Origin of the sequence: Mesorhizobium sp. M0016 (assembly GCF_040324035.1) — a bacterium.
GTDB lineage: Bacteria > Pseudomonadota > Alphaproteobacteria > Rhizobiales > Rhizobiaceae > Mesorhizobium.
The window spans coordinates 1-15,054 of sequence record NZ_JAMYVM010000029.1; the positions used below are offsets into that span (position 1 = coordinate 1).

General features: G+C 60.7%; 13 protein-coding genes and 2 tRNA genes. 2 read left to right on the forward strand and 13 right to left on the reverse strand.

The window, feature by feature from the left end:
- Positions 1 to 204: 204 nt before the first annotated feature.
- From NKJ88_RS28635 to NKJ88_RS28685, 11 genes are all read right to left on the reverse strand, one after another.
- Complete coding sequence (locus NKJ88_RS28635; RefSeq protein ID WP_023704526.1) at positions 205 to 1,515, reverse strand: tyrosine-type recombinase/integrase; 1,311 nt, start codon at positions 1,513 to 1,515, stop codon at positions 205 to 207.
- Positions 1,516 to 1,727: 212 nt separating this feature from the next.
- Positions 1,728 to 1,803: transfer RNA gene (locus tag NKJ88_RS28640), tRNA-Phe, on the reverse strand.
- 214 nt (positions 1,804 to 2,017) lie between these two features.
- Positions 2,018 to 2,209, reverse strand: coding sequence for a DNA gyrase inhibitor YacG (gene yacG / locus NKJ88_RS28645; RefSeq protein WP_023669280.1), 192 nt, complete (start codon positions 2,207 to 2,209; stop codon positions 2,018 to 2,020).
- Entirely contained in the window at positions 2,206 to 2,832 is a 627-nt protein-coding gene (locus tag NKJ88_RS28650) for a Maf-like protein (RefSeq protein WP_023681911.1), read from the reverse strand. Before NKJ88_RS28650 ends, yacG begins: the two co-directional genes overlap by 4 nt.
- A 19-nt stretch (positions 2,833 to 2,851) precedes the next feature.
- Complete coding sequence (infA, locus tag NKJ88_RS28655) at positions 2,852 to 3,070, reverse strand: translation initiation factor IF-1 (RefSeq protein WP_006200926.1); 219 nt, start codon at positions 3,068 to 3,070, stop codon at positions 2,852 to 2,854.
- A 185-nt stretch (positions 3,071 to 3,255) separates the two neighbouring features.
- A complete protein-coding gene (locus NKJ88_RS28660; protein WP_081725519.1) occupies positions 3,256 to 3,720 on the reverse strand; it encodes an arsenate-mycothiol transferase ArsC in 465 nt (154 codons plus the stop codon).
- The gene (locus tag NKJ88_RS28665) at positions 3,708 to 4,193 is read right to left on the reverse strand and encodes a UPF0262 family protein (RefSeq protein WP_023669283.1); all 486 of its coding nucleotides are present in this window, start codon (positions 4,191 to 4,193) and stop codon (positions 3,708 to 3,710) included. Before NKJ88_RS28665 ends, NKJ88_RS28660 begins: the two co-directional genes overlap by 13 nt.
- A 6-nt stretch (positions 4,194 to 4,199) precedes the next feature.
- Complete coding sequence (hisD, locus tag NKJ88_RS28670; RefSeq protein ID WP_023823682.1) at positions 4,200 to 5,492, reverse strand: histidinol dehydrogenase; 1,293 nt, start codon at positions 5,490 to 5,492, stop codon at positions 4,200 to 4,202.
- A 134-nt stretch (positions 5,493 to 5,626) separates the two neighbouring features.
- A complete protein-coding gene (locus tag NKJ88_RS28675; RefSeq protein WP_023692404.1) occupies positions 5,627 to 6,061 on the reverse strand; it encodes a DUF2948 family protein in 435 nt (144 codons plus the stop codon).
- Between the two features lie 167 nt (positions 6,062 to 6,228).
- Positions 6,229 to 7,521 carry a UDP-N-acetylglucosamine 1-carboxyvinyltransferase gene (gene murA, locus NKJ88_RS28680; protein ID WP_023732388.1) on the reverse strand — a complete coding sequence of 431 codons (1,293 nt, stop codon included), beginning with the start codon at positions 7,519 to 7,521 and terminating at the stop codon, positions 6,229 to 6,231.
- A 141-nt stretch (positions 7,522 to 7,662) separates the two neighbouring features.
- A complete protein-coding gene (locus NKJ88_RS28685) occupies positions 7,663 to 7,857 on the reverse strand; it encodes a hypothetical protein (RefSeq protein WP_023823681.1) in 195 nt (64 codons plus the stop codon).
- 151 nt (positions 7,858 to 8,008) lie between these two features.
- Here NKJ88_RS28685 and NKJ88_RS28690 point away from each other — a divergent pair.
- Positions 8,009 to 8,083, forward strand: a tRNA-Thr gene (locus tag NKJ88_RS28690).
- An 88-nt stretch (positions 8,084 to 8,171) separates the two neighbouring features.
- Here the strand turns inward: NKJ88_RS28690 and NKJ88_RS28695 are convergent.
- Both NKJ88_RS28695 and NKJ88_RS28700 read right to left on the reverse strand, forming a co-directional pair.
- Positions 8,172 to 9,845: a DUF262 domain-containing protein gene (locus NKJ88_RS28695; protein WP_023823680.1), complete on the reverse strand. Its 1,674-nt coding sequence runs from the start codon at positions 9,843 to 9,845 to the stop codon at positions 8,172 to 8,174.
- 279 nt (positions 9,846 to 10,124) lie between these two features.
- Positions 10,125 to 10,898, reverse strand: coding sequence for an SDR family NAD(P)-dependent oxidoreductase (locus NKJ88_RS28700; protein ID WP_352446440.1), 774 nt, complete (start codon positions 10,896 to 10,898; stop codon positions 10,125 to 10,127).
- Between the two features lie 243 nt (positions 10,899 to 11,141).
- On the opposite strand from NKJ88_RS28700, the gene NKJ88_RS28705 reads away from it, so the two are divergent.
- Entirely contained in the window at positions 11,142 to 14,978 is a 3,837-nt protein-coding gene (locus NKJ88_RS28705; RefSeq protein ID WP_023823678.1) for a caspase family protein, read from the forward strand.
- Positions 14,979 to 15,054: the final 76 nt, after the last annotated feature.

The window sequence follows — 15,054 nt, forward strand, 5'->3', positions numbered from 1 at the left end:
CCTGCCAATCCCTCCACAGCCGTTTTGACGCTGCGAAAAGCTCGAGGCGTGAGGGGGCAATTTAACCCAGGAATCCCGAAAACGGCACTTCCGCTTTCGGCCCCAAACCAACCGTCATCATCCGCTAACCTTAATAGTGTCCTGGAAAGAAAGCTGACCCCTCCGGGCCTATGACTTGGCGACGAGTTTCGGCGTTTTCGACGGTCAGTATGATTTCCGGGGGTTGGAGATTTGTATCGGCCTTTGATGAACGGCCGCTGTTGGGTTCAAAGTGGATGGTCGTGTTATTGTATGGACAGCAGGCTTGCGGCGTCCCTCGGTTGAGTTCACCCGCGGGTTTTTGCTCTTGAGTTCATCCAGATAATCGGCCCACCACTGCATCATGTTGATGCGCTCCTCCCAGTGCTCTGCCCGGGCATAGGCGCGCCGAACGTCGTTGTTCTCAATGTGGGCCAGCTGCCGCTCTATCGCGTCCGGATGCCACTCGCCGCATTCGTTCAGCAAAGTTGATGCCGTTGCTCGAAAGCCGTGCGCGGTAGCTTCTTCCTTGCCGTAACCCATACGACGCAGTGCGGCGTTTAGCGTATTGTCGGAAATCGGACGTGAAGCCGATCGAACACTAGGAAACAGCAGCGATCCACCACCAGAAATTTCCCTGAGTGAAGTCAGGACGCTGATCGCCTGCTTTGATAGGGGTATGCGGTGCGGCCGTCGCATTTTCATGCGTGCTTCAGGGATGGTCCACACCGAGCTTTCAAAATCGAACTCTTCCCATTCAGCGACGCGAAGCTCCCCGGGGCGGGGAAACAGCAGCGCTATCAGCATCAGACCGGCCCGGGTTGTAGGCTGTCCGTCAAATGCATCGATCGCCCTCAGCAAACCGCCCAAGGCCTTCGGATCGGTAATCGCGGCGCGAGACGTTACCGTCGGACTGATGAGTGCGCCTCTTAGGGCGAAGGTCGGATCTGTCTCGGCGCGTGCGGTCGCGATTGCGTATCGAAACACGCTGCCGATCGTGGAGCGCAGTCGCCTGGCCGACTCGTATCGACCGCGAACCTCCACGCGGCGGAGGGCGGTAAGGATGGTGGCCGGGTCGATCTCCCGAATGCACTTGTCGCCAATTATCGGATAGGCAAAGTCGAGCAGCCATTTGACCTTGCTGATGGTCCGGTCGGCACGTCCCTCCTTCTTTAGTTTGTCAACATATTCGTCCGCTATTGAGCGAAAGGAGTCCTTTGCCGAATCGGCCTTCCGCAAGCTGCGTTCCTTTCCAGGGTCGACGCCAGCTAGCAAAAGCCTTTTAGCGTCATCGCGCGCCTCCCGTGCCTCGGCGAGAGAGATAAGGGGATAGCTGCCCAGCGCGAGCAGTTTCTGCTTGCCGTCAAAGCGGTAGGCGAGCCGCCAGAGGCGAGAGCCCGTGGGCTGTACCCATAGCTGCAGCCCGCCCCCATCAGATAATTTCACGAGCTTGGAAGCAGGGCGGGCATTTCGACATTTCACGTCGGAGAGGGGCATTCGTCAGGTCTCCCTTGGCTGTTTCGATACCATCAGGATGTCGAATACCAACGGAAATACCATCCCCCCGCCTCGTTGGACCAAATGCTCCTGAAGCGCTCCGTGTCCCGCTTAACCGCGCAATGCGACTGCAAAAGACCAACAATTCCAAGCGGTTGCAGAAGCTGCAGCGTAGAAGGTTCGGTGAAAGGGAGTGCCGGGAGAAGGGGGGATGGTGCCCAGAGGCGGATTCGAACCACCGACACGCGGATTTTCAGTCCGCTGCTCTACCAACTGAGCTATCTGGGCCTCGCCGGCAAACGAGACATCGCCTGACCGGATTTCAGGAAAGCGCCGTGGGGCACCCCTTGAAAGCGCGTGGGTTATAGCACGGGAATCCGGCCTGTCCAGCGCCTAAGCGCTGATTTTCCGGGGCAATTGTCGCAGACAATACCGACGCCGGCAAAGCAGCAATTGCGTAAGGTCGGCGAAGTGGAATTGCGCGGCCGGCACCGCCCAAACCCTACTTCGGCTCGTCGCTCTCGTCCTCGTCATCCCGCGCGGTGATGACATAGGCGCCCTTCAGCCAGCGGTTGAGGTCGATGTCCTTGCAGCGCTTCGAGCAGAACGGATAGGTCTCGCGCGCCGACGGCTTGCCGCATTCGGGGCAGGGGCGCTTCGGGCGCAGTGGTGTGACCTTATCGTCCAGGCTCATGGCCGCGCGGTATGCCAGCTGGTGTGGACCTTGAAGCCTTCGCCCGAAAGCAGCGCCACCGTCTCGTAGAGCGGCAGGCCGACGATGTTGGTGTAGGAGCCGACCAGCTTGACGACGAACGACCCGGCGAGACCCTGGACGGCATAGCCGCCGGCCTTGCCGCGCCATTCGCCGGAGGCGACATAGGCGTCGATCTCCTCGCGCGGAAGCCGCTTGAAGCGTACCCTGGATTCAACCAGCCTTTGGCGCAGCTTGCCGCCCGGCGTAATCAGGCAGATGCCGGAATAGACCCGGTGCGAACGGCCCGAAAGCAGTCCAAGGCAATTGGCGGCGTCGTCCAGCGTCTCGGCCTTGGGCAGGATGCGGCGTCCGACCGCGACCACCGTATCGGCGGCCAGCACGAAACTTGGCGCATAGTCTTCCTCGCTTTTCAGCGAGGCCAGCGCCTTCTCGGCCTTTTCCTTCGACAGCCGCTTGGCCAGCGAGCGCGGATGTTCGGCGCGCAGCGGCGTTTCGTCGACATCGGCTGGCAGCACGCGGTCCGGCTCGATGCCGGCCTGTTGCAACAGTTCGATCCGGCGCGGCGAACCAGAGGCAAGCACGAGCTTCTGCAGGATGCTCATCGCGGTTCGCGCCGGACTGTTACTTGAAACGGTAGGTGATGCGGCCCTTGGTCAGGTCATAGGGCGTCATCTCGACCAGGACCTTGTCGCCGGTCAGCACACGGATGCGGTTCTTGCGCATGCGGCCAGCCGTATGGGCGATGATCTCGTGTTCGTTTTCGAGCTTCACCCGGAACATCGCGTTGGGCAACAATTCCGTCACGACACCCGGAAACTCGAGGACTTCTTCCTTCGGCATTCGATACCTTTGCTTGGATTGCAGTTCCGGCGCCCTGGAGCGCCCAGGCCGGAATTTCGGCGGAACCTATATGATAATCGTGCGCTTGTGAACACGCTTAGATCGCGTCATATGCGACGCGCTCCAAGCTTTCGTTTTATGCATGTCGTTGTCTCAAAACCGGGACCGCTTTTGAGCGACATGCATCAATCCGCCGCGTTTTTTACCTCCGGAAGCAGAAAACGTCGGCTGATGCGCGCTTTCAGCCGTTCTCTCACGTCGCGATAGCTGGCCATGATCTGCTCGCGCCTGCCGCCGACATCGGTCGGATCCGGCATCGGCCAGTATTCGACGTCGACGGCAAGCGAGCGGGTGAGTTCGAGCGCGGCGTGGTGGGCTTCCGGCGCCAGGGTGACGATCAGGTCGAAATAATCGTCCTCGAGATCGTCCATCGAGCGCGGCTGGCGCTCGCCCAGCGTCAGGCCTTCTTCGGCCAGCACCGCGTCGACGAACGGATCGCGCTCGCCCCTGTGCACGCCGGCAGAGGCGACGAAAGTGGCCGGCGGCAGCATGCGCCGCGCCAGCTGCTCGGCCATCGGTGAGCGCACGGCGTTCATGCCGCACAAAAACAGGATCGAGCGGGGCGCCCCAGTCAGGTCTAACCCCGCCAGTGCAGCACGCAGACCAGCGTGAACAGCCGCCGCGCCGTGTCGAAGTCGATGTCGATCTTGCCGGCCAGCCGGTCCATCAACGTCTGCGAGCCTTCATTGTGCAGGCCGCGCCGGCCCATGTCGATCGCCTCGATATGGCTCGGCGTCGAGGAGCGGATGGCGTCGTAATAGCTTTCGCAGATCAGGTAGTAGTCCTTGACGATGCGCCTGAGCGGCGTCAGCGACAGGATATGGGTGACGACATCAGCACCATCCTCTCGGGCGACCGCAAACACCAGCCGGGATTCGGCCAGCGACAGCTTCAGCCGATAAGGCCCGGCGCCGTCATCATTGACCGGCTGAAAGCTGTTCTCCTCGATCAGGTCGAAGATCGCCACCGCGCGCTCATGTTCGACATCGGGCGTCGAACGGCCGATCGACTCGTCGAGCTCGACATCGATCAGCCTTGCGCGGGTTTGATCGCCGTCCGCCATCGCCGCCTACATGTTCAGCCGGATGGCGACGGAGCGGCCATGCGCGTCGAGGCCTTCCGCCTTGGCCAGCGCAATCGCCGCCGGCGCAAGTGCTCTCAGCTGCTCCGGCCCGAGCTTCAGGATCGAGGTGCGCTTGACGAAATCGAGCACCGACAGGCCCGAAGAGAAGCGCGCCGAACGCGCCGTCGGCAGCACGTGGTTGGAGCCGCCGACATAGTCGCCGATGACTTCGGGCGTATGGCGTCCCAGAAACACAGCGCCCGCATTGCGCATCCTGGCCAGGAAGCCCTCGGCATCGTCGATGGCGAGTTCCACATGTTCGGCGGCGATGCGGTCGACCAGCGGCAGCGCGGCCTCGATGGTCCCCACCAGGATCACCGCGCCGAAATCGCGCCAGCTGGCAGCCGCCGTCTCGGCGCGCGGCAGGCTCAGCAATTGGCGCTCGACCGCCTGTTCGACTGCTTTTCCGAACGCAGGATCGTTGGTGATCAGGATCGATTGCGCCGACACGTCGTGCTCGGCCTGCGCCAGAAGATCGGCGGCGATCCAGTCGGGATCGTTGCTGCCGTCGGCCACCACCAGCACTTCAGACGGTCCGGCAATCATGTCGATGCCGACCGTGCCGAACACCTGGCGCTTGGCGGCGGCGACATAGGCATTGCCCGGTCCGACGATCTTGGCGACCGGCCGGATCGTCTGCGTGCCATAGGCAAGGGCGGCAATCGCCTGCGCGCCGCCGACGCGGTAAATCTCCGAAACGCCTGATATATCGGCTGCCACCAGCACCAGCGGATTGATGATGCCGCCCGGCGCCGGCACGACAATGACGATGCGCTCGACGCCCGCCACCCTGGCCGGCACGGCGTTCATCAGCACCGAGCTTGGATAGCTTGCCGTGCCGCCCGGCACATAGAGCCCGACCGCCTCGATCGCCGTCCAGCGCGAACCCAGCTCGACCCCGGCGGCATCGGTATAGCGATCGTCCTTGGGCATTTGTCGCTCGTGGTGGGATCGGATGCGGTCGCGCGCGAACTTGAGCGCATCGACCGTCTGCGGATCGGCGTCTTTGTAGGCCTGCGCGATGTCGTCCTTCGACACGGCGATGCCGAGACTATTGAGGTCGGCCTTGTCGAATTTCAGCGTGTAGTCGACCAGGGCAGCGTCGCCCTCGGCACGAACCCGCGCAATGATGGCGCGCACGGCAGTGTCGACGTCCTCCGATACTTCCCGCTTGGTGGTCAGGAAGGCGGCGAAACGCTGCGCGAAACCGGCATCGGACTGGATAAGCGTAATGGCCATCGGCTGCGTCTAGATCATGGTGAGATTTGCTTGAAATCTCATCATCATCTAGCCCTTTGTTGGAGCATGATCTCTGGACAAACGATTCCCGTTTTGTCCAACAAAAACCGGCACCCACTTTTTGGGATCATGCTCTAGACCCTGTGCACCGGACGCGAGGTGGCTTCCCAGGCGCCGCCTATGTCGGCAAGCCGTGCCTCGATGCATTCGACGTCGAGCATGATCGCGCCGCCGCCGGAAAAGACCAATTCGACGATGCCGGCCGGCTTGCTGATTTCGATAAAGCTGATTGCCAGAAGCGACAGCACCTCGGCCGGCCGATCGCGGGCAATGCCGCTGGTCTTGGCGCCGAGCACGCGGTCGAAATGCAACACCGCCTGGCGCCGCTCATTATGCTGGCTGAACAGCCCGGACTTCGCCTCCCAGACGAAGCGGTTCATGGTCAATATGAAACGCTTGGCCGAAGGCAGGTATTCGAGATCCGAGACCTTCATCACGGCGTCCTGGACGTGAGCCGAGACGATGCTCAGATCCTGATCGTCGAGCGCAATGAGTTTGAGGGCTGCCATGCCGAATGCACACCTGAAAGTTGGTTTCAGCCTTCTGTTAGGCGGTCTTTCCGGTCCGTGCAACCGCGACACAAACTCAACCCGAGGCTAGGGCCTCGGGTTTGAAGTGTTGATAGCGAATGAAGGTAGCACCAGACGCCTGTCTGTCTGAAGCAACTGCCGTGCGGTCAAGCCGAAATCCGCTCGATCACCGCGCCGCAATTGGAGAGTTTTTCTTCCAGCCGCTCAAAACCGCGGTCGAGGTGGTAGACGCGGTTGACCGTCGTTTCGCCTTCGGCCGCCAGACCGGCGATGACCAGCGACACCGAGGCGCGCAGATCGGTCGCCATCACGGGTGCGCCCTTCAGCTTGGAGACGCCGTCGACGATCGCCGTTTGGCCGGACAGCGTGATGTGGGCGCCGAGCCGGGCCAGTTCCTGCACATGCATGAAGCGGTTTTCAAAGATGGTCTCGGTGATGCGCGACTTGCCTTTGGCCATGGTCATCAGGCCCATGAACTGCGCCTGCAGATCGGTGGGGAAGGCCGGGAAGGGCGCCGTCGTCACGTCGACCGGCGAAATGCCGGCGCCGTTGCGCCGGACGCGAATGCCGGAATTGGTCGGCGTGATCTCGGTGCCGGTCTGCGCAATCACGTCCAGCGCGGTCTGCAGCAATTCGGGGCGGGCGCCTTCCAGCACCACGTCGCCGCCGGTCATGGCCACCGCCATGGCATAGGTGCCGGTCTCGATGCGATCCGGGATGACGCGCACGCGCGCGCCCGACAGCGATTCGACGCCATCGATGGTAATGGTCGGTGTGCCGGCGCCGGAAATTTTTGCGCCCATGGCGTTGAGGCATTCCGCGAGGTTGACGATTTCGGGTTCGCAGGCGGCGTTTTCCAGCACCGTTTCGCCCTTGGCGAGCGCCGCCGCCATCATCAGCACGTGGGTGGCGCCGACCGAGACTTTCGGGAAGACATAGCGGTTGCCGACGAGGCGGCCATTCCTGGTCTTGGCCAGCACGTAGCCGGTGTCGACATCGATGTCGGCGCCCAGCGCCTGCAGGCCTTCGAGGAACAGATCGACCGGCCGCGTGCCGATGGCGCAACCGCCGGGCAGCGACACTTTCGCCTCGCCCATGCGGGCCAGCAGCGGGCCGATCACCCAGAACGACGCCCGCATCTTCGACACCAGCTCGTAAGGCGCGGTCGTGTCGACGATGTTGCGGGCCGAGAAATTGATGGTGCGCGAATAGCCCTCATTCTGCTTCTCGCGGCGGCCGTTGACCGAATAGTCGACGCCATGATTGCCCAGAATGCGGATCAGCTGCTCGACATCAGCCAGATGCGGCACGTTTTCCAGGGTCAGGGTGTCGTCGGTGAGCAGTGAGGCGATCATCAGCGGCAGGGCTGCGTTTTTCGCGCCCGAAATCGGAATGCTTCCGGCGAGCTTGTTGCCGCCGACAATTCTGATGCGATCCATGAGAGCATGTCCCCTCGGCCCGAAAGGCCGGTTTTCGTCAGTCTGAATATCGGCCCGTCTAGACCATTGGCCGGCCTGGTTCAAGAAATACGATTTCTGAGCCCATTGGCCAAGGTGACCGCCCACTGTGGCGGCTTTCGGTCAGTCCTTGTGCATTTTTTCTGCAGCAGCCAGGCCTTCCGGCCGCTGGTCCGCCTCACCCGTGCGCCGCGAGCGCGCTTGAGTCTTGCGCTTCATAAGGTTGGCGCGCAATTGCTCGGCCAGCCGGTCCTTGCGGTTGGTCCCGCCCTTTTTTGCCGGACCAACCTTTTTCGATGGAATTGTCTTGTCGTTCATCGTTCCGTTCCACCCGCGACTGGCGGGGCCTGCCGTTCAAGGGGATAGCTAGCATTGTGGCGCCGCCATGTCAGCGAAACTTGTCTGGCAAAGGCTTTCACAGATGCCTTGCGCTTGCCGGTTCGATATGGCAGAAGCCCCGCCATCAGCGGCTGCGGTAGCTCAGTGGTAGAGCACTCCCTTGGTAAGGGAGAGGTCGAGAGTTCAATCCTCTCTCGCAGCACCAGATTTTCCATCTCCGCAAATTGGCAACAAGACCACTGGCGACTCACGATGGCAGCCAAGTTGCGTATTCGAGCCTCCCGCCTTACAGCCTAATTCTTCTCGCCCCACTCCCTCTTAACGAAACGTTCTATATCCGCAGCCCTCGCGAGAACGGCATCCTTGTTCCACTTTTTTCCATTTTCTAACGCCGTCCCTATCTTCGCCGCCTGCCTGAGCCCAGAAGCAACATATTCAGGCGCCTTTTCCTTCGGAGCTCGTGCACCAAGCGCGGAATTGAGGCCGGGGGGGAGCATGACTAAATTCCCTATGTTATGCACGTAACTCACACCAGAGCTTTGCGGTTGAATGTGCTCTATAGATTTTGATGGATCCACCATCCAGATTTTATTCCACTGGCCTTTGTTTATTTTCTCTCCTGCGACCTCGCAGAGATATTCTTCATATCGAAATAGCAAATAACGCAGCTCCTCCGCCCAGTCATCATACGAATAGTCCCAATACTCAGGGCCATATAGGATGTCATCGATTGGATAATCTTCACCGATCTCCAAAAGCTGGGCTTTGATGTCGGCGGGCTTGAGGGTCTTTCGAATAATGTCGTGCCCAAGCCGGACGAACTCGCCCACTTTATGTCGGGCGTCCGCGCCCCCTAGGCCGTAGACGCGAAAAATCACCCGCTCCCATTGCTGCAGCAATTCAGCCTCGTTTTGCTTATCGAACTTTCGCAGGAGGATCGATATCGCCACAAACCGAGCCTGGGCAATTCGCGTAACAGCATTGTATCGAACATTCGCACTTAAATCCTGGACCGCCTCAACAACGTCAAAAAGATCTTTCGCTATGTGAATGATGGAAGGCAGTTTCGAACCAGCAGCCAACGTGAGTTCCGTGGCAGCGTCTTCCTGACTCAGAATTTTGTTAGGGCGAGCATCGCGCGTCCAAGTGCCAGAAAATCTAAGCGCTTCGTCTCCAAGATCGCTGCGTAACCCTAGAACGCGATATATAGCTTGCCATATACCCTGCATTTCGCGAAGTGCGTCCTTCCGGGAACCAACTTCGCCGTGCTCAAATAGAAGTGCCATCAGCTGGCTTTTGAGTTTATCGACCCATTTTACGTCTAGACCGCGACTATTGAGAACTTCAAATACTCTATAGACTGTCGCTTCGTCCAATATCTCATGGTATATGACGGACAATCTGTTTCTAATTAGAGCGACAAGCTCGACGAGAGAAGAACTTTCTCCCCACCCGACGACGAATCCATCGCATTCGTTTATGGCTTTCAATAAATTGACGTCTGCAGAAGTTGGGTGCTTAGGAGATATAATGGCTCCATTTTTGATGTATGTCGTAAAGACGTTGCTTGTGTCATGATTTGTTTGAAGTAAAATAAGAGAGTTATCGTCACTCTTCACAAGAAGTTCATTTATCTCCCGCCTCAGCCTCACCTCTTTTTCGTCATCGAGAGAAAGATGCTGAAAGACAGATTTTAAAAGGATTATTATCGTCGTTATTCGCTGCTGACCATCAACCAGCTCGACTTCTCTAAATTCATCCGCGCCGATCTGTCTTGTGTCTTTGCCGAGACCGACAACCGTGGCCATAAAATGATCACGCCCGGACCTGGCGACATCTCTGATATCATTAAAGAAGTCCGTTCTCTGCTTGGTACCCCAAGCGTAAGCACGTTGATATTCAGGTATCCGAAAAAGCCTACCGGATAGCAACCCCGCGATTTTTAGGTGCATTGGATTGAGTTGCATTAATATTGTCTCCCCACCACGATTTTGACGACACCATTTATATCGAAGCCCTTCCTGCGTCAGTGCTCATACGCTCACCGAAGTGCTAGCCTGCAATAGATAGAACGCCGATCTCGAGGTCTGTAAGAAATTGGTAGCCGTGCTCCGCTGACAAATCAATATTTGGATTCGGCGATTCATATTTAAGAGGTGGATAGAAGCTCTGCCAAGCGAGCCGCAGGGCTTCTTACACACCAGCCAATGCTTTCGGATCAATAAAGCGATCGAGAGTCGGTCGCTTCAAGCCACCGACCACCCGCCATCCACCAATATATTCGCCCCGGTGATCAGCGATGCCGCCGGCGACGCCAGGAACACCACGGTTCCCGCGACGTCGATCGGGTCGCCGATGCGGCCGAGCGGGATGTGGCCCAGCACATGCGCGTGGAACTCCGGCTCGGCCAGCGAAGGCCGCGTGCCGTCGGTCCAGATGAAGGTCGGCGCCACGCTGTTGACGGCTATTTTGTGCTGCGCCCACTCCGCGGCCAGGCAGCGGGTCAGATGGTTTATCGCCGCCTTGGTCATGCAGTAGATCGCTTCGCCCTTCAGCGTCACTGTGCCGGCCTGCGAGCTGATGTTGATGATGCGCCCACCTTTCTGCGCAATCATCAGCTTCGCGACCGCCTGGGTGGTGAAGAATGTGCCCTTGAGGTTGACGTTCACCGTCAGGTCGAAATCTGCCTCGGTGACGTTCTCGGCAAGGTTCTCCGGCCCGAGCCCGACATTGTTGACCAGGACGTCGATGCGGCCGAAAGCGGCATGCGCCTCCGCGACACCAGCCCGCACCGTCGCAAGATCGGTCGCATCCATATGCACGGCAAGGGCACGTCGGCCGATACGCTCGATCTCGGCGACAAGCTCAGCCCCGTCGGCCTTGCTGCGCACGCCGACGATCATGTCGGCGCCGGAGCCGGCGCAGGCCAGTGCGCAGGCGCGGCCGATGCCACGCGAGGCGCCGGTAACCAGCACCACCTTGCCGGCCAGATCGAATTTCGGCGTGTAGTCCGTTGTCATCGCAAACCTCCCTTGAAAGCCCATCAGGCCGGAATTGTCTTACCCGGCACCCCGCGCCGAACACTATCCCGTCGCAAGCTGAAAGCCAGCCGGCGCTGTGTCTATCCGCCCATGACAAGAACACAGCTAGCCCAAGGACTTGCCATGGGCCAGCCATCATGATGCCATCTCCGTTGCGGACAATAGCGCCGGGTTTTGGGGTAGACGATGCTTTTTGGGCGAACAGCAGGTGCGACAGGGCGCATGTGCGCGGCAATTGCCGCGGCACTGCTGCTGTGCCTATGCGCGCTTGTCCCCGCTTTGGCTGAAGAGCCGAAGGCGCTGAAAGGCGTCGCGCTCATCATCGGTCAGTCCGACTACCAGCATGTCGGCAAACTGCCCAATCCGGAAAACGACGCCCGCGCCATCGAGGAGATGTTCGACAAGCTCGGCTTCGAGACAAATGTCGCCACCAATCGCGACACACGCAAATTGCGGCGCGATCTCGAAGGCTTCGTCGACGATGCCGAGGGCGCCGATGTCGCCATCATCTACTATTCCGGCCACGGCATCGAAGCCGGCGGCGAGAATTATCTGGTCCCTGTCGATGCCGATATTTCGGCACTCGACAATGCCGGCGAAAAGTTGGTGCCGCTGTCGTCCATCGTCGCCGAACTGAAGGCCAAGGTGCCGGTCACCATCGTTCTGCTGGACGCCTGCCGCAACGATCCGTTCCCGCCGGGCACGCTCTTGAAGCTGGCGCCGGGCGACGAAGGCAAGCCGATCGGCGCCGGCGGTCTCGGCGAAACGCGCGGCGTGGTTTCCCTGAAAGGTGGCGCCGAGGCCAAGGGCTCGGTCGACGACAGCCTCGGCCAGGTCATCGCCTTTGCCGCCGAGCCCGGCAAGGTTGCGCTGGACGGTCCGGCCGATGGCAACAGCCCCTATGCGGCAGCGATCCTGCGCCACATCGACACGGTGGGCGGCGAGGAATTCGGCACCGTTCTGCGCATGATCGGCGAGGAGGTCTATCTCAAGACCAACGGCCAGCAGCGGCCCTGGGTCAATGAGAGCCTGCGCCGGCTGCTCTATTTCGGCACCCCCGCCGAGGCGCCGAAAGGTGATGAGGGCGAAATCCTCAGGGAGCGACGCCAGCTCCTGCTGACCATCTCGACGCTACCCGATCCGGAGCGCCGCCAGATCGAAACCATATCGCGTGACGGCAAGGTGCCGATGGATGGGCTCTACGCCATGCTGAAGGCGCTCGGGGTCGACATACCCAAGGATCCGGCTGAGCTCGACAAGCTGCTGCGTGGCCAGACCGAACGGCTGAAACACGTGTTGGCTGAACGCGAGACTTTGAAAAACCCGGACCCCGAAATTGCCAGGCTATCGAAACTCGCCGAACAGGCGGTTCAGGAAGGCGCGCTCGAAGCGGCGCAGAAATTCAACGAACAGGCCAAGGCCCGCATCGGCGAACTTTCGTCTACGGTCGACCAGGCCGAGGCCGAGCTGAAGGCAAAGCGGCTGGAATTCGCAAAGGTCTTCGCCAGCAGTGCCAGGACTTATGAAATCTCCTTCAACTTCAAGGAGGCGGCGCAGGATTACGCCAAGGCCTTCGAGCAGGCTGCCAAATGGAGCGACGAAGACGCGTTCTACTACAAGGCGGCAGAGGCCAACGCTCTGTCGGAACAAGGGGACTTCTCCGGCGACAATGCGTATCTCGCCCAGGCCCTGACAGCCTATGAACAGGCATTGACCTATGTCACCCGCGAAAAGTTGCCGCTGCTTTGGGCGGCCACCCAGAACAATATGGGCGCCACGCTTGCTACGTTGGGCGAACGGGAAGCCGGCCGCGAAAACCTCGACAAGGCAGCTGCCGCCTATGAGCAGGCGCTGACCGTCTATACGCATGACGCCTACCCCGACGACTGGGCATCGACCTATGGCAATCTGGGCACGGTCTACTGGCGGCTCGGCCAGCGCGAGAACGGGACGGCGCTTCTGGAGCGGGCTGTCGCGGCCTTCCGCTCGGCGCTCGAGGTGCAGTCGTTGAAGAAACTGCCGCTGGAATGGGCGGCGACGCAGAACAATCTCGGCATCGTGCTGTCCGAAATCGGCGACCGCCAGACCACATCGGACAGTTTCCGCGCGGCGATCGAGGCGCATCGTGCGGCATTGACGGAATACAGCAGGGAGCGCGTACCGCTCGACTGGGCGCTGAGCCAGGTCAATCTGGGGGCAGCGCTCTATCGCCTTGGTGAGCGCGAAAAGGATATCGCGACCATGCAGCAGGCGGTTGCTGCCTATCAGGCGGCGACCGGCGAAATGACCAGGGAACGCGCGCCGGCGCAATGGGCGACAATCCAGAATAATCTGAGCACGGCGCTGGAATCGATCGGAACCATTAACGGCGATGTCGCCACGCTTGAGCAGGCGCGCGACGCCGCCCTGGCATCGCTTACGGTTTGGACGCGCGAGCACGCCGCGGCGACCTGGGCCAACGGCCAGCTGACGCTCGGCAACGCCTTGCAGCGCCTCGGCGCCAAGCAGAAGAACAAGGAACTGCTGATGCAGGCAGCCACCGCGTACCAGGCCGCTCTGTCCGAATATCCGCGTGAGAAACTGCCGCTTGACTGGGCTTCGCTGCAGCAGAATCTGGGATCGGTCAACGACACGCTCGGCGATCTCGATACGGGAACCGATTACTACATGCAGGCGGTGACCGCGTATCGTCAGGCATGGGAGGTCTATACCGCAACCGCCGCGCCGGGCGAGTTCGCTTCGATTGGTTACAGCCTTGCAGGCACGCTATCGAACTGGGGCGAACGCGCGGGGGACATCTCGATCCTGCGGCAGGCGATCGATGTCTACGGTCAGGTGCTCAGGGTTCGCACCCGCGACAAGGACCCAGTCAATTGGGCCAAGACGGAATTCCGCCTCGGCTGCGCGTTGATGATGTCAGGCAAGCTGGCCTCTGACGATCAACTGCTGCAGCAATCGGTCGACGCGCTGCGGGCGGCGCTCGACGGGCAGACGAAAGGCGGTGATGTCACGGAGATCGGCCAGACGCGGCGCGTGCTCGGCCAGACCCTGTCGATCCTGGGCGACAATACATCCAACCTGGACTTGCTGGCGCAAGCAGCCGACATGCTGGAAGCCGCGCTCCCCGCCTACTCCAAGGACGCCGACCCGGAGGAGTGGGCCAATATCAACTACGACCTCGGCTTTGCCCGCTACAGCCAGGGCCGGATTGGTGGCGACGCCACGTTCTACGCCAAGGCCGTGGAGAGCTTCGAGACGGCAGCGCGGATCTACGACGGTTTTCCCGACCGCATGCAATGGGCGCGCACCAAGGGCGATATCGGCAATGCCTTGCTGATGGCCGCGGACGGCAAGGACGTCGAGTTGCTCACCCGCGCGATTGCCGCCTATGACGCAGCGCTCAGCGTGGTAACGCGCGAGAATGCGCTGGCTGTCTGGGAGAACAATCAGAACAATCTCGCCGGCGGGCTGTCGAGTCTTGGTTACTGGGCGAACGATGTCGGCAAGCTGAAACGAGCCGCTCAGATCTACCGCGACCTCGCCACGGTGCGAACGATCGCCCGCGATCCCGATCTCTGGATCACCAACCAGACCAGTCTCGCGCAGACGCTGAGCATGATCGCGGCCCGCGAGCCTTCGGCTGAATTGTACGAGGAGGCGATTGTCGTCAACCGGGCGCTTGCCGAGCAGCTCGGTCGCGACCGCGATCCCGAACGTTGGGCCAATGCGCGCAACGAGATGGGCTATGCCTTGACCATGGCCGGCCGCGCCGAAAACAATGTCGCGCATTTCGAGGAGGCGGTGTTGGTCCTGCGCGAGGCGATCGTGGTGCAAAAGAAGATCAATTCGGTGCCGGCTGTCGCCTTCACGCAGGACAGCCTGTGCGACGTGCTGGTCGATCTGGGCGCCGCCCACAAGGACAAGGCGATGGCACAGGAAGCGATCGCCGCATGCCAGGACGCGCTCGTCATCTTCCGTGACAAGAAGATGGACGATCTCGCCGCCGGTTCCGAAAAGAACCTCGCCGAGGCACAGGCGTTGCTGGCCGAGTTGCATTAATCCGAGCCCGCGCTCCCGGATGCGGGCGAATGGTGGGCACGCCCAGCGTTCACGCTGTTGCGCAAGCAGATGTCAC